Below are 24,949 nucleotides of genomic sequence, written 5' to 3'. Positions count from 1 at the left end.
TCAGGACTCCTCGTCCAGCGCGGCGATTTCGCCGAGCGTCACCGGTGTGGCCAGCGGTCGGCGGGCCAGCGGAAGGAGATCGTCCGCGCTGGGCGTGCTGGGCGTGCCGGGCGTGCCGGGGGCACCGCGTGATCCGCCCGTGAGCGCCGCCGCCACCTGGGCGGTCGCGAAGCCGCACACCCGGCCCTGGCACATCCCCATACCCGGACGGGCCAGCATCTTCAGCGTCCGAGGGTCCCTCGCGCCGAGTTCGCGTGCCGCGTGGCACAGATCGCCGTACGTCACCTCCTCGCAGCGGCAGATGACCGTGGACCCGTCGAGCCAGTCGGTCCAGCCCGGCGGCACCGGAGTGGCGGTGTGCAGGGCGGCAGCGAAGCGCCGGCCCCTGCGGACCGCGCGCTGGAGCCGGCGTATCCGGCCCTCGTCTATGGTCCGTCCCAGGTCGGCTGCCGCGGCGAGCCCGCTCAGCCGCCCTTCGCGGACGGCGAGCACCGCGCCACCGACCCCGGTGGCCTCCCCCGCAAGATGAACAGCAGGGCCGCCGGGCACCTCGGCCCGCTGCCGGGCGTCCACCACGGCGACCAGCGAGCCGTCGGTGTCCAGCCGGGTGCGCGCGCCGACCATCAGCGGGAGTTCGAGCGACGGGGTGAACCCCCAGCCCAGCGCGACCAGATCGGCGTCCAGCTCGATCCGCACACCGCTGCGCGGGCGCCCGTCGCGGTCCAGCGGCGCGATACGGACGGACCGCACCCGGTCCTCGCCGCGGATCTCGGTGACCACTGTCCTGGTGCGGTACGGGATGCCGTGCCGGGCGAGGAGCGCGGCGTACTGGGCGCCCTCGACCGCCTTGGCCGGTTCCCGTAGCGCGCCGGCCGGGTCGCGCAACCAGCCGCGCAGCGGATTGGCCTCGCAGACCATGACGATCTCGGCGCCCGCCGCGGCGAGGCCGGTGGCCACCGGCAGCAGGAACGGTCCCGTCCCCGCCACCACGGCCCGCCGCCCGGCCAGGGTGCCACTCCCCTTGAGCAGCGCCTGCACCCCGCCGGCCGCCATGACGCCGGGCAGATCCCAGCCGGGCACCGGGAGTTGGCGGTCGTACGCACCCGGGCAGAGGATCAGCGAACGCGCGCTCAGAGTCCTGGTCCCGGGGCCACGGCCGTCGTGCGCGGGCCGCAGGTGGAGGGTGAACCGGTCGGTGTCGCGGTCGATGAGCCACACCTGGTGTCCGAAGAGCGTACGGGTCCCCGTACGGACCAGGCCCGCGCGCAGGGCGGCGAACGTACGGCGGCCGTGCTGGCCTCGTACTGGTCCCTCGTCGTGCGGACCGTGCCGCCAGTACTGGCCACCGGGCCGCTCGCCGGCGTCCACCAGGGCCACGGTCAGCCCGGCCGCCGCCGCCTCGGCCGCGGCGGCCATCCCCGCCGGACCCGCGCCGACCACCGCCACGTCTGCCATGACCTCGGCCGTAGCATCAGCGTTCCCGCGCATCGGTGTCCCTTCCCGTACGTCCGGACTCCAGCCGCATACCGTCGGCCGCGGGCACCAGACAGGCCCGCTGGTCGGGGCGGCCGTCGACGGTGATCAGGCAGTCGTAACAGACGCCGATCCCGCAGAACAGCCCGCGCGGCCTGCCCTCCCCGCGGGTGGTGCGCCAGGCGACCACCCCGGCCGCGACCAGCGCCGCCCCGACGCTCTGGCCCGGCCGGGCGTGGATGATCCGCCCGTCGAAGGACAGGTCGAAGGGTTGTGCTGTCTCAGGGGGCATCGGGTCAGGGGGCATCGGGGTTCACCTCGTCGCCGGGCAGGGCTTGTTCGAATCGTTCGGGCGCGAAGGGGCTCAGGTCCAGGCCGGTCGGGCGGTCCGTCATGGCCTGCGCGAGCAGCTTGCCGGTCCCCACCGACAGGCCCACTCCGGCGCCCTCGTGGCCACAGGCGTGCCAGAGCCCGGGGGCCCGCGGATCGGGGCCGATCACCGGCAGGTGGTCGGGGCAGTACGGCCGGAAGCCCAGATAGCTGCGGATGGCCTGAACGGAGGCCAGGAAGGGGAAGAGCGCGATCGCGTTGCGGGCCAGCGCCGCGAGGACGGCGGGCGGGACCTCGCGGTCGAAGCCGACCCGTTCCCGGGACGAGCCGATCAGGATGGTGCCCGCGCGGGTGCCCTCGACGACGGGTGAGGTCTGCAGCGCCGCGTCCGAACTGGCCACGTCGCCCACGTACTCCGCCGCGTACACCTTGTGCCGGACCATGACCGGCAGCGGCTGGGTGACCAGGACGCATCCCCTCCGTGGCAGCACCGGCACCCGCACCCCGGCCAGTTCGGCGACGGCGCCGCCCCAGGTGCCCGCCGCGTTGAGCACGGCGGGGGCGCTGAGCGGGCCGCCGCTGGTGCGGACTCCGGTGATCCGGTCGCCGGTCCGGAGGAACCCGGTGACCTCGGTGTCCGTCCGTACCCGGGCGCCCGCCTGCCGCGCCATCCGGAGCAGATGCGCCACCACCAGCATCGGCTGGACCTGCGCGTCCTGCGGGTAGAAGGCGCCGGAGACCAGCTCGGGCGACAGCTGGGGCTCGTAGTCCGGCAGTTCGTCCTGCGGTACGTCGACGGCCTCGATCCCCTGGGCGCGCTGCTCCAGGACGAGCTTGGCGAGCGCGTCCGCACCGCCCGGGGTGGCGGCCACCACCAGGCCGCCCTTGGCCTCGAACTCCCACAGACCGGCGTGTTCGGCCAGGTCCTCGCGCCAGACCCGCTGGGAGAACAGAGCGAGATCGAGTTCGGGTCCGGCCTCCTTGTCGGAGACCAGCAGATTGCCCTCGCCGGCGCTGGACGTACCGCCGGCGAGCGGGCCACGGTCGACGACGGTGACGCGGAGCCCGGCGCGGGCCGCGAAGTACGCGGCGGCCGCGCCGACCACCCCGGCCCCGATCACCACCAGGTCGGCGGTGTCAGCGTGCGGAGCCGCCCCCGTCATGTGCCGCCCGCCCAGATGCCCCGTACGTGTCCGATGTGGCGGTGCATGAACAGCTCCGCCGCCTCGGCGTTCCTGGACTCGACGAAGTCCAGCAGCTGATGGTGTTCCGCCCCGGACTCCACCAGGATGCCCTTGCGGACCAGCGGCGCAAGACCCAGCAGCCGGGTCTGGGCCCTGAGACTGGACACCACGTCCAGCAGCCGCCGGTTGCCGCCGTGTGCCAGCAGGGCGAGGTGGAAGACCCGGTCGGCCTCGACGTAGCCGATCAGGTCGCCCTTCTCGGCGGCCTCCACGATCCGCTGGGCCAGCTCCCGCAGCTCGGGGAACGCCTCCGCCGGGACCAGCGGCACCACGGCCCGCACCGAGGGCGGTTCGACCAGCAGCCGCACCGCCGTCACCTCGTCCAGGTCCTGCTCGGAGACCTCGGTGATGAGGAAGCCCTTGTTGGGCTGCGCCACCACCAGCTCCTCCTTGACCAGGTCGATCATCGCCTCGCGCACCGGGGTGGAGGACACCCCGAACTTGGCGGCCAGCGTCGGCGCGGAATACACCGTGCCGGGTGTCAGCTCTCCGGAGATGATCGCGGCGCGCAGGGCGTTTCGCACCCGGTCACGGAGGATTTCACGCTTTCCCACGGTGCGGAGGTGCGTCGTCGACTCTCGCGTCGTCGACCCTTGCGTCGTCGACTTCTCCGTGACCGGCCGTTCGCCGTCCAACTGGGTTGCCTCTTTCTAAAGCAGGAATCCGGCCGGAAAGGGGTCGTCCGGATCCAGGGTGTACTGGGCGGTGCCGGTGACCCATGCCCGCCCGGTGATGGTGGGCACCACGGCGGGTCGTCCGGCCACCTCAGTCTCCTCGATCAGCCGCCCGATGAAGCGCGTGCCGATGAAGGACTCGTTCACGAACTCCGCCCCCACGGCCAGTTCGCCCCGGGCGTGGAGCTGCGCCATGCGGGCGCTGGTGCCGGTGCCGCACGGCGAGCGGTCGAACCAGCCGGGGTGGATGCCCATGGCGTGCCGGGAGTGGGCGGCCGTCGAGCCGGGCGCCTTGAGGTAGACGTGGTGGCAGCCGCGGATGTCGGGGCGCTCGGGGTGGACCGGCTCGTCCTGCTCATTGATGGCGGCCATGATCCCCAGGCTGGCCGCCAGCAGTTCGTTCCCGGCCCGCCGGTCGAACGGCAGGCCCAGCTCCGCCAGCTCGACGATGGCGTAGAAGTTGCCGCCGAACGCCATGTCGTAGCGGACCTTGCCGAGGCCGGGCACATCGACCGTACGGTCCAGGGCGTGGGCGAAGGAGACGACGTTGCGCAGGGTCACCGAGCGTGCGCGGCCGTCCTCCATCGCCACCTCGGCCGTCACCGGCCCGGCCGGGGTGTCCAGCCGGATGACGGTGACCGGTTCCCGCACCTCCACCATGCCGGTTTCCACCAGCACGGTGGCCACTCCGATGGTGCCGTGGCCGCACATCGGCAGCAGGCCGCTGACCTCGATGAACAGCACGCCCCAGTCGGCCTCGGGGGTGGTCGGCGGCTGCAGGATGGCGCCGCTCATCGCCGAGTGGCCGCGCGGCTCGTACATCAGCAGGGTGCGTACGTCGTCGCGGTTGGCCATGAACCACGAGCGGCGCTCGGCCATGGTCTTCCCCGGGATGACGCCCACTCCGCCGACCACGACCCGGGTGGGCATGCCCTCCGTATGGGATTCGACGGTGTGGAAGACGCGGCTGGATCTCACTTGTATCCCTTGGCGACAGCGGCTTCGGTGTCCCGGACGACCCGCTCGGCGATCTCGGGCCGGAGCGGGGTGCGCGGCGGGCGGCAGGGGCCGCCGCGCAACCCGACGACATCCATGGACAGCTTGATGGACTGGACGAACTCGGTCTTGGAGTCCCAGCGCAGCAGCGGGTGCAGATCGCGGTAGAGCGGCAGGGCCTTGGCGATGTCGGCGGGTTCGCCGGAGGTGGCGAGCCGGTAGAGCTCCACGCAGCTCTCCGGGAGGACGCCCGGGTAGCCGGCGATCCAGCCGACCGCCCCGGCCAGGCCCAGTTCGAGCAGGACGTCGTCGGCGCCGATGATCAGGTCGAGGCCGGGGGCGAGTTCGGCCAGCTCATAGGCGCGGCGGACGTCGCCGCTGAACTCCTTGACCGCGACGATCAGGCCCTCGGCGTGCAGTTCGGCCAGCAGGTCGGGGGTGAGGTCGATCCGGGTGTCATGGGGGTTGTTGTACGCGACGACCGGAAGGCCGGCCGCGGCCACCTCGCGGTAGTGCGCCACCACGCCCTCGCGGTCGGCGCGGTAGGTGTTGGGCGGCAGCAGCAGCACCGAGTCGGCGCCCGCCTCGGCCGCCTGCTCGGCCCACCGGCGGGCCTCCAGCGCGCCGTACGCGCTCACGCCGGGCATCACGGTGTGGCCCTCGGGGGACGCCTCCACGGCGGTGCGCACCATACGGGCGCGTTCCTCGTCGGACAGGGTCTGGTACTCGCCGAGGGAGCCGTTGGGGCAGACGCCGTCACAGCCACCGGCGGCGAGAAAGCGGACGTGCTCCGCGTAGGCGTCGTAGTCGACTGAGAGGTCGCTGCGCAGCGGCAGCGGCGTCGCGACATGGATTCCGCGCCAGGGGGTGTCGGGGCCGACGGTCATGGATTCTCCTCCTAGGGACAGTGCAATGTTACATACCACTGATGATTACGAGTAATGCGGCTCAGCGAGTCGTCATCCAGCGCTCCAGACCCGTGGCGTCCAGCGGCAGGGCCTCGGACAGCACCTCCGCGCCGTCCTCGGTGACCAGCAGATCGTCCTCGATGCGCATCCCGATCCCGCGGAGCTCCGGCGGGAGGGTGAGGTCGTGCTCGTGGAAGTACAGCCCCGGCTCCACGGTGAGCACCATGCCGGGCGCCATCTTCGCCCCCTGGTACGCGGCATAGTCCGCCCGCGCGCAGTCGTGCACATCGAGACCCAGGTGGTGGCCGATGCCGCAGACCAGATAGCGCCGGTGGTGCTGGCCTTCCGGGGACAGCGCCTCGTCGACGGAGACCGGCAGCAGCCCCCAGTCGGCGAGGCCACGCGCCACCACCTCCATGGCGGCGGTGTGGAAGTCGGCGAAGTCCCGGCCCGGGACGACGGCGGCCAGGCCCGCCCGGTGCGCCCGCTCCACCAGGTCGTGCACGTCGCGCTGGGCCTGGCTGAACCGGCCCGAGGCCGGGAAGGTGCGCGTCACATCGGCGGTGTAGTAGCTGTTCGTCTCCACGCCCAGGTCAAGCAGCACCGCCTTGTCCTCCGCCACCGGGCCGTCGCAGCGCACCCAGTGCAGGGTGGCCGCGTGTGTGCCACTGCCCACGATGGACGCGTAGCCGGGGCCGTTGCCGTGGGTGCGGGCGTAGCGGTCGAAGGTGCCCTGCAGCCAACGCTCTCCGCCGCCCGCGATGGCCGCCGGGAACTCGCGCACCACGGCGGCGAACCCCTCGACGGTGCGGTCCACGGCCTGTCGCATCTGCTCGATTTCCCAGGCGTCCTTGACCATGCGCAGTTCGGACAGGGTACGGCCCAGATCGGCGGACGCGGCGAGGCCGTGGCGGTGTGCGGTGTCGGGGTCGAGCCCACCGGTCAGCAGCGGCTTGCCGAGCCCGGCCAGCACCGTGTCGAGCTCGCCGAGCGGGCGGACGTCCAGGCCCAGCGCCTCGCTCCACTCTTCGAGACCGGGTGCGCCACCGACCCACAGCTCGCCGTGCGCGGCGTCGGCGAAGAACCCCGTCTCCCCGGGCCGGGCGGGGGCGGGCAGGTGCAGGGTCGCGTCATGGCCCCCCGGTACGGGGCGCAGCACCAGTACGCCGTGCTCGACCCCGCCGCACCCGGTCAGCCAGTAGAAGTCGCTGTCCGGGCGGAAGTCGTAGTTGGTGTCGTTGGAGCGCACCGGAGCGCGCCCGGCGGCCACCACGATCGCCGCTCCCGGGTGGGCGGCGCTGAGCCGCGCCCGGTGGTGTGCGGCGGCCTCCGCGGCTCCCGGTACGGTCCGGGCGCTGCGGTCGGGGGTGTCCCAGCCCTCCGCCATGAACGCCGCGAAGGAGGGCAGCTCGGCCAGCCGGGGCATCCGCGGGTCCAGCTGCGTGGACCGCGGCGAGGACTGGGGCGCGGGAGTTTCCGTGGCGGTACGGGAGCGGGTTGTCAGGTCGTCGGTCATGGCAGCTCCTCGGCTGAGGCGGTGGTGGACGCGTGTTCAGTGGCGCCCTCGCGGCGCCGGCGGTCCCATTCCGGGTCGATACGGGGTATCGCGGCCAGCAGGGTGCGGGTGTACGGGTCCCGGGGGTCCTCGAAGACCTCCGCGCAGGGACCGGACTCCACGATGACACCCTGCTTCATCACCGCGATACGGTGCGAAATCCGCCGCACCACGGCGAGGTCGTGGGCGATGAAGAGGTAGGAGAAACCGCTCTCCCGCTGCAGGCGCAGCAGCAGGTCCATCACCTGGGCCTGCACCGACACATCGAGCGCGGAGACCGCCTCGTCGCAGATCACCAGCTTCGGGCCGACCGCGAGGGCGCGGGCGATGCCGATCCGCTGGGCCTGTCCGCCGGAGAACTGCGCCGGGTAGCGGTGCAGATGGTCGGGGTTGAGACCGACCCGTTCCATCAGCTCCCCGGCGAAGGCCCGCCGCCCTCCGGGGATGGGGAGCCCCTGGTAGACCAGGGGTGCGGTGAGGATGCGCTCCACGGTGTGGCGGGGGTTGAGCGAGGAGAAGGGGTCCTGGAAGACGACCTGGACGTCGTTGCGGAAGCGGGCCAGGTCGGGCCCGCGGGCATGGGTGACGTCCCGCCCGTCGAACTCGACGGTGCCCTCGGTGGCTTCCATCAGCTTCGCCACCAGCCGCGCGGTGGTGGACTTCCCGCTGCCGGACTCGCCCACCAGCGCCAGTGTCTCGTGCGGAAACACCTCGAAGCTGACCGAGTCCACCGCGGTGAACACCGATTTGCGCCCCAGCGGACCGCCCCCGCCCCGCGTGGTGAAGCGCTTGGTGAGATCGCGGGCGCGCAGCAGGGGCCGTACATCCGCTCGGCTGCCGGTCACCGGACCTCCTCCTGTGCTTCGTCGTCGATACGCGGGATGCTCTCCAGCAGCATCCGGGTGTAGGGGTGGCGCGGCGCGGAGAAGACCCGCTCCGTGTCGGCGTATTCGAGCTGTTCGCCCTCGCGCATCACCAGCACCCGCTGGGCGATCGTGGCGATCACCGCCAGGTCGTGGGTGATGAAGAGCATGCCGGTGCCGGTCTGCCGCTTCAGCTCGGCCAGCAGCTCGAGGATCTGGGACTGCACCGTGACGTCCAGCGCGGTGGTGGGCTCGTCCGCGATGAGCAGGGCGGGTTCGCACATCAGCGCCATCGCGATCATGATGCGCTGCCGCTGTCCGCCGGAGAACTGGTGCGGATAGCGGTCGACCCGCTCGGCCGGGTCCGGGATGCCGACCCGGCCGAGTGCGTCGATGGCCATCGCTCGCGCCGCGCGGCGCGAGCCGCCGCGGTGGCAGCGGTAGACCTCGGCGATCTGGAGGCCGACGGTGTAGTACGGGTTGAGCGAGGACAGCGGGTCCTGGAAGACCATGGACATCACGTTTCCGCGCAGCCGGCGCAGTTCGGCGTCCGGGCGGCCGAGCAGTTCGGTGCCCCGGAACCGGATGCTGCCGCTGGTGCGCGCGCCGCGTGGGAGCAGCCCCATGACGGCGAGGGCCGTCATGGACTTGCCGGAGCCGGATTCGCCGACGATGCCGAGGGTTTCGTTGTTCCGCAGAGTGAAGGTGTTGTCGCGGACGACGTCCACCGGTCCTCGGGTGGTCGGGAAGGTCACGGTCAGGCCCTCGACCGCCAGCAGGTCCGCGGACTCGGCCGAGTCGGCCCGGTGGGCTGGGGGTGCGGTCATGAGGCGGTGATCCTTACGCGCGGGTCCAGCGCCGTATAGAGCAGATCGACCACGACGTTGCCGATCACCACGAAGAACGCAGCCAGCAGCGTGACCGCCATGATCACCGGCTGGTCGTTCTTCGCGATCGCGTCCGAGGCCATCTTGCCCACGCCGTTGAGGCCGAAGACGGTTTCGGTGATGAGGGCGCCGCCGAGCAGACCGGCGAAGTCCATCCCGAAGATGGTGACGATCGGGGTGAGGGCCGGCCGCAGCGCGTGCCGGCGGAGGATCAGGACCGGTCCGAGCCCCTTGGCGCGCGCCGTGCGCATGAAGTTCTCGGCGAGGGTGTCGATGACGTTGGCCCGGGTCATCCTGGCGTACAGACACGCGTATCCGATGGCAAGCACGATCCACGGCATCAGATACGACTGGAACCAGGCCACCGGATCGTCGCCGAACGGGATCGCCGCGGGGAACGGCAGCACTTGCCACTTGACCACCAGCAGGTACTGGAGCGCCAGGGCGAGTACGTACGGGGGGATGCTGGAGCCGCCGAGCGCCAGCGCCATGGTGGAGCGGTCCCACCACGTGCCCTCCTTGACCCCGCTCAGCAGCCCGATGGTGATCCCGCCGAGCAGCCAGAGCACGGCCGCGCCGACGGCGACGGTGACGCTCACCGGGAGCCGCTCGAGGACCATCTCCCACACCGACTGGCCGCTCTGGAAGCTGTAGCCGAGGCAGGGGGCGGGGCAGTGGACCAGATTGGCGCCCGAGCCGTAGTCCCGTCCGGCCACGATGCCGCGCAGGAAGTCCCACAGCTGCTGGAGGAACGGGCGGTCGAGACCGAGGGAGGTTCGGATCGTGTCGATCCGCTCCGGTGTGCAGGTCTTGCCGCAGATCATCACCGCGGGGTCGGGTGAGAGCTGGAAGAAGATGACATACGTGAACACACAGACGGACAGCAGGATGACCAGCACCCACGAGAGCCGGCCGACGACGTAGCGGAGCATCAGGAGGCCTCCCCCGCGTCCAGGGCGTGCCGCAGCCGGTCGCCCACCACGGTGAGCGCGAGCACGGTGCCGAAGAGGAAGGTTCCGGGGATCACGAAGTACATCGGGTCCACCTGGTACCAGCTGACCGAGTTCGCGATCATCTGCCCCCAGGAGGCGGTCGGCGGGGTGACCCCGACGCCGAGGAAGGAGAGTCCGGCCTCGGTACCGATGTATCCGGGCACGGCGAGCGTGGTCATCACGATGATGGTGCTGCGCAGATTGGGCAGGATCTCCGCGAAGATCAGCGCCCGGCTGCTCGCCCCGGAGGACCGCGCCGCCTCGACGAACTCCCGGCCCGTCAGGGTCAGCGTCTGACCGCGCACCACACGCGCCAGATACGGCCAGCCGAAGACGCTCAACACGATCACCAGCAGCACCGGACGGTTGCCGGCCGGCAGCGCGGACAGCACCGCGATCATGAAGATCAGGGCAGGGAAGGCCATCAGGAAGTCCATCAGCCGGGAGATGACCTGATCCACCCAGCGGCCGTAGAACCCGGCCAGCAGGCCGAGCACCACGCCGATGACGGTGGTCAGGAGGGTCGCGGAGACGGCGATCAGCATCGAGATCCGCGCCCCGTAGGCGATCCGGACCAGGATGTCGCGGCCGTTCTGCGGTTCCACGCCCAGCCAGTGGTCGCCGCTGATACCGCCGAGCGATCCCTTGGGCAGCCCGCCCAGGTCCTTGTCGACGGCCGCGCTGTCGAAGGTGTCCGGGCCGTGCCCGGTCAGCGTGCCGATCAGCGGCGCGCACAGGGCCATCAGCACCAGCAGGGCGAGAAACGCGGTGCTGAGCACGGCCCCGATATCGCGCCGCAGTTCGCGCAGCACACGTCGCCCGGTGCCCCCGGGCGGCGCGGCGCCGGCCGGGGGCGAGGGCAGTCCGGGCTGCGCCTCGTGGAGGGTGGTGGTCGCCATGCCGGCTACTTCTTCGGGTCCGCGAGGCCGACGCCGACCAGGTCGATCCCGCCGCTGTACGAGATCGAGGTGTGGGCGCCCGCGATATTGGTGCCGACCACCAGCACGGTCTTGGAGTAGTTGAGCGGCACGATCGGGGCGAGCTTCATGATCTCGGCGTCGAGCTTGCCGTAGGCCTCGTTCTGCGCCGTCTCGTCGTCCATCGCCGCGATCTCGTCGATGCGCTTCTGGATCTTCTTGTCGTCGAGCATGGAGAGCACCGCGTTGCCCTTGTCGGCGATGAGCCGTCCGTCGAACAGCGGCGGCAGGAAGGTGGTGCCGCCCGGCCAGTCCGGGCACCAGCCGGTGAGCGCCGCGTCGTGCTGCTGCGAGGGCGTGCCGATGACCTCGTAGAAGGTCGAGGTGTCAATGGTGTTGATCTTCACCTTGATGCCCACCCGCTTCAGCCCCTGCTGGACGGCCACCGCGACCGCCTGCTCGGTGGGGTTGGCCCGGGTGTCCACGGTGAGGGTGAAGCCGTCGGCTTGGCCCGCCTTGGCCAGCAACTTGCGGGCGGCTTCCGGATCGCCGGTGCCGTCCTTGGAGGGATACACATCCGTGGCGTCCCGCCCGGGGATCGACGGGGGCTCGATGGAGGTGGCCGCGGTGGCCAGGGCGGAGCCGCCGAGCGCGTCCACCGTGGTCTGCTTGTTGACGGCGTACTCGATCGCCTGGCGCACCCGGACGTCCTTGAGCGGCCCCTTGGTGGTGTTCAGGCTCATGTACGTGGTGCAGCCGGTCACGCCGGCGAGTGTGCGCTGCTTGAGCTGCGGGGTCTGGAGCCGGGCGATGGTCGCGGGCTGCACCTTGGGGCCGATGGCGTTGACGTCCTTGCCCTGCTGCGCTATCAGACGCTCGTCGATGGTGGCCGCGTCCAGGCCGAAGGTCCATACGAAACTGTCCGGGCGGGCGGCGCGCACCTTGTCGGTGGAGCGCTTCCAGTGCTTGTTGCGGACCAGCTCGAGCGTGGAGCCCCGCCGGTAGCTCGCCACCTGGTACGGGCCGGACGCGATCGGCTTGGTGTCGAAGGCGGCCTTGGCGCCGGTGCCCTTGGGGAAGGGGGTGAAGTTCGGCTGGGCGACCACGCTGGCGAACTGCGGATAGGACTTCTTGAGATGGAAGACGATGGTGCGCTCGTCGGGGGTCTCGATGGTCTCCAGATCACCCGACTGGTACGGGCCCTTGTAGTCGGCGGGTGCGGCGATGACCTGCTTGGCGTACGGCGAGCCGATGCCCGCGTCGGGATCCCAGGCCCGCTCCACGCCGAACTTGACGTCCTGGCTGGTGATCGGGGCGCCGCTCTGGAAGAACAGCCCCTTCTTGAGGGTGAAGGTCCAGGTCTTGTTGTTCTCGGACGGCCGGCCGGTGTCGGTGGCCAGATCGCCGACGATCTTCGTCCCGTCGTTGTTCGGACCGGTCGCCTCGCGGGTGGTGAGGGTGCGGTAGATCAGGCGGTAGAAGTTGTTGACCCCGCCGTCGAAACCGCGAGCCGGGTCGAGGTGCGAGAAGTCGGGCTTCTCCAGGAAGTGCACGGTGCCGCCGGTGGCGGGGTCCGCGGTGGGCTTGGCCTGGCCGGAGGCGGCGGGACCGCCTCCGCTGCAGGCGGTGAGGGTCAGGGGAATGGCGGTACACAGGGCGGCGCAGGACAGGACAGCTCTTCTCATGGCACCTTCTCCGGAAGTAAGGGAGGACGGACAAGGGACGTACGCAGGGGGACGTACGCGTGGGGGGAGATACAGGCAGGGGGATGTACGGGCGGAGGGATGTACAGGCAGGGGGGGGTGATCAGGCGGGGGTGATCAGGGGGGTGATCAGGCAGGGGTTGATCAGCTGTTTCTGATCCACACCCGCATGGGGCCGGGCTCCCGGTTGCCCCATGCGAAGTACGGGACGAGGGTCAGCTCGGCGGTGTCGGTGTCGGGCCGGTCCTGTCGCGGACCGGTCGCGAGCACGGGATACAGCTCGGGTGAGGGCGGCGGCGCGATGTCCGCGGTGATCCGGATCAGCGGCGCTCCCGACGGCACACCGTCGGATTCCGGGGCGGCGACGGTCCGGGCGGCCGCGATGTGCTCGGCGCCGATCAGCACGTCGTCGACGCCGGCCGTGCAGTCCTGCTGCTCCACGCAGTAGACCAACGGCCCCCGGGCCACCGCGACCGTGCCGCGCGTCGCGTCCAGGTAGGGGTGGGAGACATGGCCGCGGACCGGCATGGGCAGGCTCAGCCGCAGTTCGTCGCCCGGGCGCCAGCGCCGCTCGACGCTCAGCCAGCCGTCCGCCACGTCCCCGGCCACAGCCTCTTCGCCCACCGAGCCCACCGTGAGCCGAACCCGCCCGGCGTCGGCCCAGCCGGGCACCCGGAGCGAGATCCGGTACGGCCGGTCGGGCGCCCGGCGCACGGTGAGCCGCACCTCGCCGTCCCACGGATAGCCGGTCACCATGTCCAGCGCGACCTCCTCCCCGTCCACACCGGCCTCGGCGTACCCCGCGACCAGCAGCTCTCCCTCCCGCTCCGCGACGAGGAAGTCCGCGAGCTGGGCCATCCAGCGCACCACGTTGGGCGGGCAGCAGGGGCAGCCGAACCAGGCCTGGCGCAGCGGTTCGCCGCCCTCCTCGGCCCCGCTGCGCTGCTCGTGATCGGGGCGCCGCTGCAGCGGGTTGTCGTAGAAGAAGGCGCGTCCGTCCGCTGACAGGCCCACGGCGAACGCGTTGTACAGGACGCGTTCCAGCACATCGGGATAGCGGGCGTCGCCGGTGGCCAGGAACATCCGCCAGGCCCACTGCATGGTGCCGATGGCCGCGCAGGTCTCGCTGTAGGAGCGCTCGGAGGGAAGTTCGTAGCGGTCCCCCACGGCCTCGTCGGAGTGGCGGCTGCCGAGACCTCCCGTCACATACAGCTTGGTGGCCACCATGTCGTCCCACAGCCGCCGCAGCGCGTCGAGCAGTGTCCGGTCGCCGGTCTCCCGGAACACATCGGTGGCGCCCGCGGCCAGGTAGACCATCCGCACCGCGTGTCCGGTCACCGACGGGAGTTCGCGCAGCGGCAGATGGTCCTGGAAGTACGCGGAGCCCATGCCCCGCGATGGCACGGTGCCCCGGCCTCGGCGGTCGACGAACAGCCGGGCCTGGGTCAGATACCGCTCCTCGCCGGTCTCCCGGTACAACTCCACCAGGGCCATCTCGACTTCGGGGTGGCCGCAGACCGCATCCTCGCCCCGCGGTCCGTAGCGCTCCACCACCAGATCCGCGAAGCGTACGGCCACGTCCAGCAGCCGTCTGTCCCCGAGCTGCCGGTGCGCGGCGACGGCGGCCTGGATGAGGTGGCCGAGGTTGTACATTTCATGGCCCCAGGAAAGGTCTTCCCAGGGGGCCTTGGCAGAGTCGGGGTCCTGGAAGAAGGAGTTGAGGTAGCCGTCCGGCGCCTGGACGCGCTCCAGCAGGTCCACGGTCTCCTCGTAGAAGTCCCGCATCGTCTGCCGGCCGCCGTCGTCGTCCGGCAGCGCCAGTTCGTAGACCAGCCCCTCCAAGGTCTTGTAGAGGTCGGTGTCCAGGAACGGATACCGGCCCCGATAGGGCGTGGTGCGCCGCTTCTCCTCGGGCACCTCGGGCAGCAGTCGGCGGAGGTTGTCGAGATTGCCCGCCTTCCTCAGCTGCTCCAGCGTGTGCGGCGCGGTGGCTTCGCGGTTGCGCCGCTGCCAGTCGGCCAGCAGCCCCCCGGTGATGCGCACACGTGAGCCCCGCAGGGGCGCCACGGTCTGGTGACCCATCCGTCCTCCAGTGACATGTAGCATTGCACTGCACCATAAACAGAGTCGCGCGCCGTGCCAAGAGTCATACGGAAGGAAAACCTCCGCGAAACGCGCTGGCCGACAGGTCGGCCCCGGAGTCCTGGCCCGGACACCAGGGAACAAGTAACCCGCCGGTAGCTTTCAGGGCTTCGTGACTGCGGTCTTCTTCGGCTGGCGGGGCACGGTCCTGGTCTTGTCGAGGTGCCCGTACACCGTCGACCGACGGTGGACCCGGGCGGTGGCGGGCCCACCACCGCGATGCACGTCACCTACTACGTGGTTTCCGGGCCCTGTGGCGACCTGTTGGCCGGTGGACCATTTCACCCTCACCCTCGCCCGCCCCCGCCGCGCCTGAGGTGCTGGTGGGCCGGGCCATCCACGGCCGCCGGGACCAGGTGCAGCTGGCCACCAAGTTCGGCATCGACCGCAGCGCCGGCGACCGGGCACGCCGCATCCGCGGTGCCCGGGACTACGTGCTGCGCTCCTGCGACGCCTCGCTGCTGCGGCTGGGCGTCGAGGTGATCGACCTGTACTACGCCCACCGCCCGCCCCAGGACGTGGAGATCGAGGAGACCGTCGGGGCGATGGCCGAGCTGGTCGAGGCGGGCAAGGTCCGCCATCTGGGCCTGTCCGAGGTCGACGGCGAGCTGCTGCGCCGGGCGCACGCGGTGCACCCGATCACCGCGGTGCAGAGCGAGTACTCGCTGTGGACCCGCGACGTCGAGGCGGTCACCCCGGTGATGGCCGAGCTGGGGGTCGGGCTGGTGCCGTACTCGCCGCTGGGGCGTGGGTTCCTGACCGGCACCCTGGACCGCTCCACACTGGGCGAGAAGGACTTCCGGCGCACCAACCCCCGCTTCGCCGGCGAGGCGGGCGAGGCCAACGAGAAGATCGCGCAGACCGTGCGCGAGGTGGCCGACCGGCTGGGTGCCACCCCGGCCCAGGTGGCGCTGGCCTGGGTGTACGCCCAGGCCGAGCGGCTCGGGGTGGCGGTGGCGACCATTCCGGGCACCCGCAGCCCGGCCCGGCTGGAGCAGAACGCGGCCGCGCTGGAACTCACCCTGGACGCCGAGGCGCTGGCCGCGCTGGACCCGCTGAGCGACCAGGTGATGGGCGAGCGCTACACCCCCGCGCACACCGCTGAGGTCGCTCGGGGTTAGCCGGTGGGCTCGACGCGCACGACGTTCAGCTCGACGACGTCGTTGACGTCGCGACCACCGGTGACCTCGCCGGTCACGACCAGCCGGGGTCGGGCCAGCACCCTTGACGACACCCCAGCCGAGGCGTCCACCGGATCGACCGAACACCCGGATACGGCCGCCCCGGCACCGCCGGAATCCAATGCGAGCCGAGTGATGAAAATGTTCACTGACGCGCATGGAGGAGATCGGGACTTCCCATCGAAGGTCGCCCATCTCGGAGCTGGTCAACTCTCAAGGGTGTCAGGTCCCGGCGCCCGTGGAGCAGCCGGGTGAAGGCGGAGTGCGTGCCGGGCACGGCCGCTGTCGCGGCCTGGTGCGGTGTGGCGGCGTTCGGTGTGGCGGCGGAGGCGGCCGGGAGGCCCAGCGGGCCGGTCAGCGAGGCGGCCGCCGCGCCCGTGCCCAGGGCCTTGCCGAAGGTACGCCTGTTGATCATCTGGAAGCCTCCGCGTTGTCCGGCGTCGGCCTGCTGTCGCAGGAGATCCGCGGGATGACTGTCACACAGGTCGCGTCACGCCAGTCAAACAGATGACGCGATTCCTGCCGCGGAGGTCCCGTCAGCGGCGGTCATAGGGTGACGGTCTTGTACTCGACGTACTGGGCAAACCCAACAGCCCCGTACTCGCGGCCGATCCCGCTCGCCTTGTAGCCGCCGAACGGGCCGTCGAAGGCGATGGGCGCGCCGTTGACCGTGACCGTGCCGGTCCGCAGACGGCGGGCGACATCGAGCGCACGGTCCTGGTCGGCGGACCACACCCCACCGGAGAGGCCGTACGCCGAGTCGTTGGCGATCCGTACGGCGTCGTCCTCGTCGTCGTACGCGATGACGACGAGCACCGGGCCGAAGATCTCCTCCTGCGCGATCCGCATCGAGTTGTCGACGTCGGCGAACACGGTCGGGGTCACGTAATTGCCCCGCTCGAGCCCCGGCGGGACCTGGGGGCCGCCGGTGACGAGTCGGGCGCCTTCCTCGATGCCGAGTTCGATGTAGTCCCGTACGCGCTGCTGCTGATCGCGGCGGATCATCGGGCCGATGAACGTGTCGGGGTCGCCCGGATCGCCGACCTTGAGCGATTCCACGAGGTCCTTGAGCGCGGCGACGACCTCTTCGTACCGGCTGCGCGGCGCCAGGATACGGGTCTGCGCGATGCACGCCTCGCCGTTGTTGAGCAGGGAGGCGAACTTCAGCCCCCGCACCGCCGCCTCGATGTCGGCGTCGGGCAGGATGACGGCGGCCGACTTGCCGCCCAGCTCCAGGCTGAACCGCTTCAGCCGGTCGCCCGCGATGGAGGCGATCCTGCGGCCGGCCCGGGTCGAGCCGGTGAACGCGATCTTGTCCACGCCGGGGTGTGACACCAGGTGCTCACTGGTCTCCCGGTCGGCGGGCAGCACGCCGATCACGCCCTCCGGCAGACCGGTCCGCTCCAGCAGCTCGGCGAGGAATCCCATGCTCAGCGAGTTCTCCGGGCACACCTTGAGGACGACCGTGTTGCCGGCGAGGAGCGCAGGGATGATCTTGGCCATGGCCGCGGAGAACGGAGAGTTCCACGGAATGACGGCGGCTACGACGCCGATGGGCTCGCGGCGCACCACGCTCCGGGTGGGGGAAGCGGGGTCGGAGGGCGTCAGGGTCTCCTCCCAGCCGAACTCCTCGGCCGCCTTGAAGTAGGCGCCCGCCTGCCGGGTGAGCCCTGGCTGCCCGGCCCGGGTGAACCATCCGGCCGAACCGTTCTCGGCGGAGATGAGCGCGGCGACCGTCTCGGCGTCGGCCTCGCGCAGCGCGTTGAGCCGCCGGACGGCGGCGATCCGCTCCGCCGGAGCCGTACGGGGCCAGGGGCCCTCGTCGAAGGCGGTACGGGCGGCGGCCACGGCACGGTCCACATCCGCGGGCCGGGCTTGTGCGGCACGCCCGATGAGCGCCTGGTCGTGCGGCGAGCGGATGTCGAGCAGTTCCGGACTGCTCGGCGCGGTCCAGGAACCCGCGATGAAGAGCCGGTCGTAGGTGATCATGCATTCACTCCTCAGGGTCCGCAGGGGTTGCTTACTCCTGCCATCTGTCACTTCAATGTAGCACTTATGATTTACATTGCCTCGACAGCGAGGCAGTACATGGCCTAGGTTCCACACGCCGGGCTATGCTCGCCTCGTGAGAGCAGACGCAGCACGCAACCTGGAAGCCGTCCTGACGACCGGAGCGCGCATGCTCGCCATCGATCCGGCCGCGAGCATCGCCGCCATCGCCGCCGAGGCCGGCGTCGACCGCCGCACCGTCTACCGGCGGTTCGCCTCCCGCGAGGAGCTGCTGGCGGCCATCTACGAGGCGCGTTACGAGGCCGTCGAGCGGGCCACCGAGGACTCCAGGCTGCGCGAGGCCCCCGTCGCCGTGGCCCTGCACCGCTACGTCGAAGGGATCATCGGCGTCAATCGCAAATGGCCCGTGGAGCTCACCCGGATGCGGGCCGACGAAACGATCCGTGAACGGCGCGACGGCCTGATCCGGGAGGTCGACGCCTTCCTCGAGCGCGCCGCCGACGAGGGGCTGCTCCGCGCGGACACCCCGGCCGCCTGGGCGAGTTCACTGCTGCCGCAGCTGATGCACCTGGCCGCGCAGCAGCTGCCCCATCTCAGCGACGCCCAGGCCGCCGACATGGTGGTCGACACCTTTCTGCGCGGGCTCGGCGCGCAACAACCCGCACGGTAACCCGCAGTCGCCGCGCCATCACCAACACACTTCGGCCCCGGCCAAACGGTATTTCCGAATACTTGGAATGGGCAGCCGGTACGCACCCGTACCGGAGCTCAAGGACCGACCCCGCAGGCAGAGTGCTCTTCGTGTGAAAGGTAGTCGGATGCAGCAGGCAGTGCCGGAGGTCCCGCTCACCATCCCGTCGATGATCACGAGTCGGGCCGAAAAGCTGTTTGCCGGCCGGCCGGTGGTCAGCCGGGTCGGGGAGGGCCTTCACCGCTCGACATGGGGCGAAGTGGTGGAGCGGGCCCGGCGGTTGGCCGGGGCGTTGCGGGAGCTGGGCATCCGGCCGGGCGACCGGGTGGCGACCTTCGCCGGGAGCACACACCGGCACGTCGAGACCTATCTCGCCGTACCGTCGATGGGCGCGGTGCTGCACACCGTGAACACCAGCCTCCCCGCCGAGCAGGTCGCCTACATCGTGGACCACGCCGACGACTCGATCGTGCTCTGCGACCGCAGCCTCCTCTCCGAGTGGCGGCTGGCCGAGAAGCAGCTGAGCCGCCCGCGACGCGTCATCGTCCTGCCCGACTCCACCGACACCTCGCGGGACGGAGACGCGCTGGACTACGAGGCGCTGCTCGCCGCGGCGGAGCCGGTGGAAACCTGGCCCGTACTGGAGGAGAGCGCCCCGGCCCACACCAGCTATACGACCGGTACGACGGGGCGCCCCAAGGGCGTGGTCTTCAGCCATCGCAGCACCGTTCTGCAGAGTTTCTGCACCGGCCTCACCGACGCGGAGGGGCTTTCCTCGTCCGAGACCCTGCTGGCCTTGGTCCCGTTGGGGCTCAGCCAGGTCGGGCTGCCCTTCGCCGCCGCGCTGCACGGCTCGGCGCTGGTGCTGCCGGGCCGCGATCTGACCCCGGCCGGGGTGTGCGAGCTGGTGGAGAAGGAACGCCCCACCGTGGCTGTCGGGTTCGGGGCCGCGCTGACCGGGCTGCTCGACCACTGGCGGGCCCAGCGCCCCGATCTGTCGTCGCTCAAGCGCATGGTGTGCGGCGGCTCTCCGGTCGCCCGGCCGATCTCGCGCGCGTTCGACGAAGAGGTGGGCTTCCCGATCGTCCAGGTCTTCGGCATGACCGAGACCAGCGGCCACGGCAGTTTCAGCGGGCTCCCCGCGGAGGTGGGCGAGCGCCCGACCGAGGAGACCCGCGGGTACTACGCGACCTCTCAGGGGCGTCCGCTGCCGCTGGTGGAGATGAGGATCGCCGACGACGCCGGGACGGAGATGGCGCGGGACGGCCACACCATGGGGGAACTGCAGGCGCGTGGCCCCTGGGTCGCCCGCGAGTACGCCCGCGAAGGCGCCCAGCCCGACAAGTTCATGGACGGCTGGCTGCGCACCGGCGATGTGGCCGTCATCGACGAACTGGGCTACATCCGCATCGTCGACCGGATGAAGGACCTGGTGAAGTCCGACGGTGAGTGGATCTCCTCGCTCAAGCTGGAGGAGCAGCTGCTCAACCACCCCGCCGTGGTGGAGGCCGCCGTCGTCGCGGTCCCCGACGCGAAGACCGGAGAGCGTCCGCTGGCCTGTGTGGTGCTCCGCGCGGAGGACGGCGAATCGGTGACGGGTGAGCGGCTGCGCGAATTCCTGGCCTCCCGGGTCGCGGCCTCATGGGTCCCGGACACCATCGAGCCGGTCGCCGCACTGCCCAAGACCAGCATCGGCAAGATCGACAAGAAGACCCTGCGGGCACGGTATTCCGAGGACACCGCCTGAGGTCGCACACACATAAGCCGCACAGAAGCCGAGAAGAGGAATCTCATAGTGGCGCAGTCCGCAACGACCAGCGAGGAAGTGCACCATCAGGTGCCGGCCGCCGATCGGGTGTCGAGCCAGGAAGTGTCCAAACGGCTTGCGGTGCGAGGACTGTCGCTGCCGGAACCCTGGCGCATCCCGATCAGCCCCGATGTGAAGATTCCGGCCCAGCTGGTGCGGGTGGTCGGCTCCCGGGTCTTCATCTCGGGGCATGTACCGATCAGCACAGAGGGGCAGCTCACCGGCCCCTACGGCAAGATCGGCGACACCGTCGGCCTCCCCTCCGCACAGGACGCCGCGGTGCGGACGGTCCTGTCCATGGTCGCGAGCGTCGAGCGCACGGTGGGGGACCTGGACCGGGTGAAGGCGTGGTGCCGACTGCACTGCATGGCCAACGCGGTTCCCGGCTTCTTCGACTTCCCCGCCGTCTTCAACCCGGCTTCGCAACTCCTGCTCGACATGTTCGGCGAGGACATCGGCTACCACGCCCGGGTGGCGGTCGGCGTGGCCGGGCTGCCGTGGGATGTGCCGGTGGAGATCGCGGCGGAACTCGAATTGCACCCCGAGTGAGAGTGAGGACACCACGATGAAGACACGCATGCTGGGCGGACTCAAGGTCTCCGCCATCGGTCTCGGTTGCATGGGCATGTCGCAGAACTACGGTCCCGCCGACCGGGGTGAGTCGATTGCCTCCATCCACCGGTCGCTCGACCTCGGCATGACGTTCCTCGACAGCTCGGACATGTACGGGGTTTCGAGCCTGTCCGGGATGGGGCACAACGAGGAGCTGATCGGCGAGGCCATCGCCGGACGCCGGGACGAGGTGACGATCGCCACCAAGTTCGGCATCAAGGGCTGGTCCAAGGACGGCAGCTTCGTCCTCGACTCCAGCCCGGCGTATGCGAAGCAGGCGTGCGAGGCGTCCCTGCGCCGGCTGAAGGCCGATGTCATCGACCTCTACTACCTGCACCGCAGGGACCGTTCGATGCCCATTGAGGAGATCATCGGCGGTATGGCCGAGCTGGTGACCGAGGGGAAGGTCCGCCACATCGGCCTGTCCGAGGTCAACGAGGACACGCTCCGGCGGGCGCACGCCACCTATCCCCTGGCGGCCCTGGAGAGCGAGTACTCGCTGTTCGCCCGGCACAACGAGCCCGCCATTCTGCCGGCGTGCCTGGAACTGGGCATCGGACTGGTCGCCTTCTCACCGCTGGGGCGGGGCATGCTGACCGGCACGGTCCGCACCCTGGAGGGGCTGTCCGATGACGACTACCGGCACACCGACCCCCGGTTCCAGGGCGACAACCTCGTCCGCAACCTCGCCCTGTTCGACCGTATCCAGGACTTCGCCAAGGAGGCCGGAGCGACCCCCGGGCAGATCGCACTCGCCTGGCTGCTGGCCAAAAATGAACACATCGTTCCGATCCCCGGCACCAAGCGAGTGCGCTACGTGGAGGAGAACGCGGCGGCGGCCGGCGTTGTGCTGACCGCCGACCAGGTCGGCGAACTGGACGCGCTGGTGCCCGGTGACGCGGTGTCGGGAGACCGGTATCCGGAGGGAATCATGCGGACGATCGACGCCTGATCGCTACCGGCGCGGCATTGCCGCTGAATGAACTGGGGCCTGGTCGATGACGGTGGTCATCGGGCAGGCCCCAGTTCGCACAGTGTCAGACCGAAGGTGCGCCGTAACCCGGCCAGACCGACCCTCGTCGGGGCGACGGTGCGGTCGTCCTTGGAGGCCCGCGTCAGCCATCCGAGGCTGAAAAGACGCTGGGTCATGGCCGCGGCCAGACCGCCGGCGATGTGGTGGCTCGGCCCGCTCCAGTCGGCGCAGCCACGGACGATGGGCCGCCGGGAGTCCTTCAGCGGCTCACAGGTGATGCCCAGGGGGCGGCGTTCGTCCCATGTCTCGAATTCGACGTCCCATTGCTGGGCATCCCGGCGGATCAGACCCTGTTCCTGCAGTGCTTCAGTGAGTGCCACCCCGAGCTTCCCGCCGAGATGGTCGTAGCACGTTCTTGTCTCGCTCAGAACACTCGGACAGTGAGCCGGCGGGGCGGACGGCGTCAGATCCGGGGCCACCGAGGCCAAGGCATCCAGCGCGACGGCGACGTCGTGGCTCGCGAGCCGGTAATAGGCGTGCCGCCCGACGCGCTCGACATGCAATATGCCTCCTTCGACCAGCTTGCCCAGATGTTCGCTGGCGGTCGGCCTGGAAATTCCGACCAGGGCCGCCAGCGAACTGGCTGACAATGGCTGGCCCGTTGTCAACTCACCGACCATGAGGGCACGCGTCCGATCCCCTAACAACTGTGCCACCGTGGCGATATCAGGCCCGAACTCCGGTGATCGTCCCATGTCGATCACGATAACCTCGGCCCCGCCGAAGCCAACTGAGCGACACGCCGAAGTAGGGAATTCCACAGTCATTTTCGGCCTCGCCCACAGGAACGGAATCTTTACTTCCAACGAATCCAGAGAGACCGATGGATTCACCCCCATCGGAACGGAACGGAGTATTCCGATTGCCTTGTCGGGCCAACACCCTGCGGCTTGCGCACACTTAGGCGGGTCCCGAACTGTTCTTCAGGTAACTTTTTGGCAGCAGGCGCCGCAAGGGAAACAAGGATCAATCAACCCCCTTGGCCGCGCCCAGGTGCGTTGAGTTTTCCGCTCATTCACGAGAGGATCCACGCGATGGCTGACAGGCTCACCTATCGGGGCACCTACGACGAGAAATTCTACTGGGAGCGGGTCGACCGCAACCTCGGCTGGCTCGGCAACACCCCCGAAGAGCAGCGGGCCCGCCAGGAGAAGCTTCGCGACTCCGTCATCGGAATCGTCGGGACCGGTGGAATCGGCGGCGCGGTCGCGATGCGGCTCGCCCGTATGGGAGTCCGCAATCTCAAGCTCGCCGACCCCGACATCTTCGAGCTCTCCAATGTGCAGCGGCAGATGGGGGCGGACGTCAAGACCATCGGCCGCAACAAGGCCGAGGTCGTCGCGGAAATGACGTACGACCTGACCAAGGACGTGAATATCGACGTGTTCCCCGAGGGGATCACGCCCGATTCAGCCGAAGAGTTCATGGACGGCTGTGACTACGTCATGGACCAGATGGAGTTCTACCAGGTAAAGAATCGGTATGCTCTGCACCGCGCATTCCGAAAGTCCGACCGGTGCAAGTTCATGCTCAAGATACCGACGGTGGGCCACACGGTCATCGTCTACAAGTACACCAAGGACTCGATGACCATCGAGGAGGTGTACGACATCCCCGAGGACGCCGAGTTCACGCCCGAGGTCATCAACAAGCTGGTGGAGCGCGCCATCGCGGTGATGCCGTCCTATCCGGGACGCGAGATGATCGACCACTGGTTCGTCGATATGCAGCGCATGCCCATCTTCGGCGCCTGCCCGCCGATGGCCGAGGGCATCCTGACCGAGCGGCTCGCCCTGGAAATCCTTGAGATCCCGGGCCTCGAACCCCTCCCCGTCCAGCCCGGCTACGCCATCTTCGACTCGTTGAGCTGGACCGCGAAGATGGTCCCGGGGAAGTGGTGGGCTTAAGTGAGCGAGTTACACCCGATCCGGGTCGTACTCTTCTCCGAAGTCAACTCAAAGCTCGGTTCGCCGTTCCTGTCCATTCTCGCCGAGCACCCGCTGGTCCAGCTCGTCGGCGTGGTCACCAGCCCGCCCGGAAAGCTGGCCCCCTACTTCATCGGGGAAGAGGATCAGGTCGACCTCGAGAAGCAGGCCAGTGAACGAGGCATTCCGGTGTTTCGCGCGGCCAAGGTCAACGACCCCGCGGTGATCAGTGAACTGGCGGCGCTGGAGCCGGATTACTTCCTGATCGGCAACTACCAGCAGATCCTCCGGCCCGACATTCTGGCGGTGCCGACCGTCACCACGGTCAACTTTCACCCAAGTCCGCTGCCGCGCTATGCCGGCTGGGCGCCCTTCTTCTGGATGGTCAGAGAGGGAGAGCTGGACAGTGGGGTGACCGCGATCGATGTGACACCGGAAATCGACGGTGGGCCGGTCATCATGCAGAAGCCGATCCGGCTGACCGGCCATGAAACGGCCCTCGAGGTCAGAGAATCCCATACGATGGCCAATGTGGCGCTGCTGCGGCAGCTCCTCCCCCGGCTGATCTCGCGGGAGTACACGACCTCCCCCCAGGCGGCCGACTTGCGCAGCTACTTCAGCAAGCCGGAGGATCGCGACTACTGGCTGGACTTCACCCAGTCGAGTGCCGCGATCGCGAGAACCGTCCGTGCGGGATACCGCAGACCCGGTGCGTATGTCTCCACCGACCGGGGGGACCAACTCACCATCCTGACCGTGGAAGACGTCGGCCGTAAATTCCCCGAGCCCGATGCTCCGGGAATGCTGCGCGTCGAATCCGGCGCGGTTTATGCGGCGAGCCGGGACGGCTGGCTGCGGCTGTGGTCCATCGACGTCAAGGGTGAGGAACGGCTCGCCCGAGTTCCGGACGGCACCGCGCGTTTCGACACCCGATTCCAGGCCCGCGGCGACAGCTAGCGGCGACCTTCACCCCAGCGTGTCCGGCCGCAGCCGCGGCCGCGGCTGC

23 protein-coding genes are annotated in these 24,949 nt (G+C 70.0%); 7 read left to right on the top strand and 16 right to left on the bottom strand.

The features are described 5' to 3' along the window. The 13 genes from ACWDSL_RS18575 to ACWDSL_RS18515 form a co-directional block, all read right to left on the bottom strand. Positions 1-1,455 (bottom strand): FAD/NAD(P)-dependent oxidoreductase, encoded by a 1,455-nt coding sequence (locus ACWDSL_RS18575; RefSeq protein ID WP_450486618.1) that lies wholly within the window; start codon positions 1,453-1,455, stop codon positions 1-3. A 16-nt stretch (positions 1,456-1,471) separates the two neighbouring features. Then, complete coding sequence (locus ACWDSL_RS18570) at positions 1,472-1,765, bottom strand: (2Fe-2S)-binding protein (protein WP_450486616.1); 294 nt, start codon at positions 1,763-1,765, stop codon at positions 1,472-1,474. Positions 1,766-1,769: 4 nt separating this feature from the next. Continuing rightward, positions 1,770-2,966 carry an NAD(P)/FAD-dependent oxidoreductase gene (locus ACWDSL_RS18565; protein WP_450486614.1) on the bottom strand — a complete coding sequence of 399 codons (1,197 nt, stop codon included), beginning with the start codon at positions 2,964-2,966 and terminating at the stop codon, positions 1,770-1,772. Next, positions 2,963-3,601, bottom strand: coding sequence for a GntR family transcriptional regulator (locus ACWDSL_RS18560; RefSeq protein WP_450486612.1), 639 nt, complete (start codon positions 3,599-3,601; stop codon positions 2,963-2,965). Before ACWDSL_RS18560 ends, ACWDSL_RS18565 begins: the two co-directional genes overlap by 4 nt. Positions 3,602-3,697: 96 nt before the next feature. After that, entirely contained in the window at positions 3,698-4,699 is a 1,002-nt protein-coding gene (locus ACWDSL_RS18555; RefSeq protein ID WP_450486610.1) for a proline racemase family protein, read from the bottom strand. Continuing rightward, positions 4,696-5,604 (bottom strand): dihydrodipicolinate synthase family protein, encoded by a 909-nt coding sequence (locus ACWDSL_RS18550; RefSeq protein WP_450486608.1) that lies wholly within the window; start codon positions 5,602-5,604, stop codon positions 4,696-4,698. Before ACWDSL_RS18550 ends, ACWDSL_RS18555 begins: the two co-directional genes overlap by 4 nt. A 61-nt stretch (positions 5,605-5,665) precedes the next feature. Continuing rightward, positions 5,666-7,141 (bottom strand): aminopeptidase P family protein, encoded by a 1,476-nt coding sequence (locus tag ACWDSL_RS18545; RefSeq protein ID WP_450486606.1) that lies wholly within the window; start codon positions 7,139-7,141, stop codon positions 5,666-5,668. Next, positions 7,138-8,025, bottom strand: coding sequence for an ATP-binding cassette domain-containing protein (locus ACWDSL_RS18540; RefSeq protein WP_450486604.1), 888 nt, complete (start codon positions 8,023-8,025; stop codon positions 7,138-7,140). Before ACWDSL_RS18540 ends, ACWDSL_RS18545 begins: the two co-directional genes overlap by 4 nt. Beyond that, on the bottom strand, positions 8,022-8,870 hold the full coding sequence (locus ACWDSL_RS18535) for an ABC transporter ATP-binding protein (protein ID WP_450486602.1): 849 nt from the start codon (positions 8,868-8,870) through the stop codon (positions 8,022-8,024). The genes ACWDSL_RS18540 and ACWDSL_RS18535 overlap by 4 nt, the downstream gene beginning before the upstream one ends. After that, the gene (locus tag ACWDSL_RS18530) at positions 8,867-9,862 is read right to left on the bottom strand and encodes an ABC transporter permease (protein ID WP_450486600.1); all 996 of its coding nucleotides are present in this window, start codon (positions 9,860-9,862) and stop codon (positions 8,867-8,869) included. The genes ACWDSL_RS18535 and ACWDSL_RS18530 overlap by 4 nt, the downstream gene beginning before the upstream one ends. Then, positions 9,862-10,821, bottom strand: a complete 960-nt coding sequence (locus ACWDSL_RS18525) for an ABC transporter permease (protein WP_450486598.1) — start codon at positions 10,819-10,821, stop codon at positions 9,862-9,864. Before ACWDSL_RS18525 ends, ACWDSL_RS18530 begins: the two co-directional genes overlap by 1 nt. Positions 10,822-10,826: 5 nt before the next feature. Beyond that, entirely contained in the window at positions 10,827-12,524 is a 1,698-nt protein-coding gene (locus tag ACWDSL_RS18520; RefSeq protein ID WP_450486596.1) for an ABC transporter substrate-binding protein, read from the bottom strand. A gap of 162 nt (positions 12,525-12,686) precedes the next feature. Next, a complete protein-coding gene (locus ACWDSL_RS18515) occupies positions 12,687-14,624 on the bottom strand; it encodes a glycoside hydrolase family 127 protein (RefSeq protein WP_450486594.1) in 1,938 nt (645 codons plus the stop codon). 383 nt (positions 14,625-15,007) lie between these two features. Between ACWDSL_RS18515 and ACWDSL_RS18510 the strand changes: the two genes are divergently transcribed. After that, positions 15,008-15,805, top strand: coding sequence for an aldo/keto reductase (locus ACWDSL_RS18510; RefSeq protein WP_450486592.1), 798 nt, complete (start codon positions 15,008-15,010; stop codon positions 15,803-15,805). Positions 15,806-16,010: 205 nt separating this feature from the next. On the opposite strand, the gene ACWDSL_RS18505 is transcribed toward ACWDSL_RS18510, so the two are convergent. Further along, positions 16,011-16,280: a hypothetical protein gene (locus ACWDSL_RS18505; RefSeq protein WP_450486590.1), complete on the bottom strand. Its 270-nt coding sequence runs from the start codon at positions 16,278-16,280 to the stop codon at positions 16,011-16,013. A 131-nt stretch (positions 16,281-16,411) separates the two neighbouring features. Next, the gene (locus ACWDSL_RS18500) at positions 16,412-17,854 is read right to left on the bottom strand and encodes an aldehyde dehydrogenase (protein WP_450486588.1); all 1,443 of its coding nucleotides are present in this window, start codon (positions 17,852-17,854) and stop codon (positions 16,412-16,414) included. 190 nt (positions 17,855-18,044) lie between these two features. On the opposite strand from ACWDSL_RS18500, the gene ACWDSL_RS18495 reads away from it, so the two are divergent. The 4 genes from ACWDSL_RS18495 (at position 18,045) to ACWDSL_RS18480 (ending at position 21,937) form a co-directional block, all read left to right on the top strand. After that, complete coding sequence (locus tag ACWDSL_RS18495) at positions 18,045-18,545, top strand: TetR/AcrR family transcriptional regulator (RefSeq protein ID WP_450486664.1); 501 nt, start codon at positions 18,045-18,047, stop codon at positions 18,543-18,545. A 148-nt stretch (positions 18,546-18,693) separates the two neighbouring features. After that, complete coding sequence (locus ACWDSL_RS18490) at positions 18,694-20,313, top strand: long-chain-fatty-acid--CoA ligase (RefSeq protein ID WP_450486587.1); 1,620 nt, start codon at positions 18,694-18,696, stop codon at positions 20,311-20,313. 48 nt (positions 20,314-20,361) lie between these two features. Beyond that, positions 20,362-20,922 (top strand): RidA family protein, encoded by a 561-nt coding sequence (locus tag ACWDSL_RS18485; RefSeq protein WP_450486585.1) that lies wholly within the window; start codon positions 20,362-20,364, stop codon positions 20,920-20,922. Positions 20,923-20,938: 16 nt separating this feature from the next. Beyond that, entirely contained in the window at positions 20,939-21,937 is a 999-nt protein-coding gene (locus ACWDSL_RS18480; protein ID WP_450486583.1) for an aldo/keto reductase, read from the top strand. Positions 21,938-21,993: 56 nt separating this feature from the next. Here ACWDSL_RS18480 and ACWDSL_RS18475 read toward each other — a convergent pair whose 3' ends face one another. Then, complete coding sequence (locus tag ACWDSL_RS18475; protein ID WP_450486581.1) at positions 21,994-22,713, bottom strand: ArsR/SmtB family transcription factor; 720 nt, start codon at positions 22,711-22,713, stop codon at positions 21,994-21,996. A gap of 339 nt (positions 22,714-23,052) precedes the next feature. On the opposite strand from ACWDSL_RS18475, the gene ACWDSL_RS18470 reads away from it, so the two are divergent. Further along, positions 23,053-23,925 (top strand): ThiF family adenylyltransferase, encoded by an 873-nt coding sequence (locus ACWDSL_RS18470; RefSeq protein WP_014175765.1) that lies wholly within the window; start codon positions 23,053-23,055, stop codon positions 23,923-23,925. Continuing rightward, complete coding sequence (locus ACWDSL_RS18465; RefSeq protein WP_450486579.1) at positions 23,926-24,900, top strand: methionyl-tRNA formyltransferase; 975 nt, start codon at positions 23,926-23,928, stop codon at positions 24,898-24,900. Positions 24,901-24,949: the final 49 nt, after the last annotated feature.

The organism is Streptomyces sp. NPDC000941, from assembly GCF_053599555.1.
The sequence above is the reverse complement of the archived record's forward strand: the minus strand, read 5'-3'. Positions and strand labels throughout refer to the sequence as shown.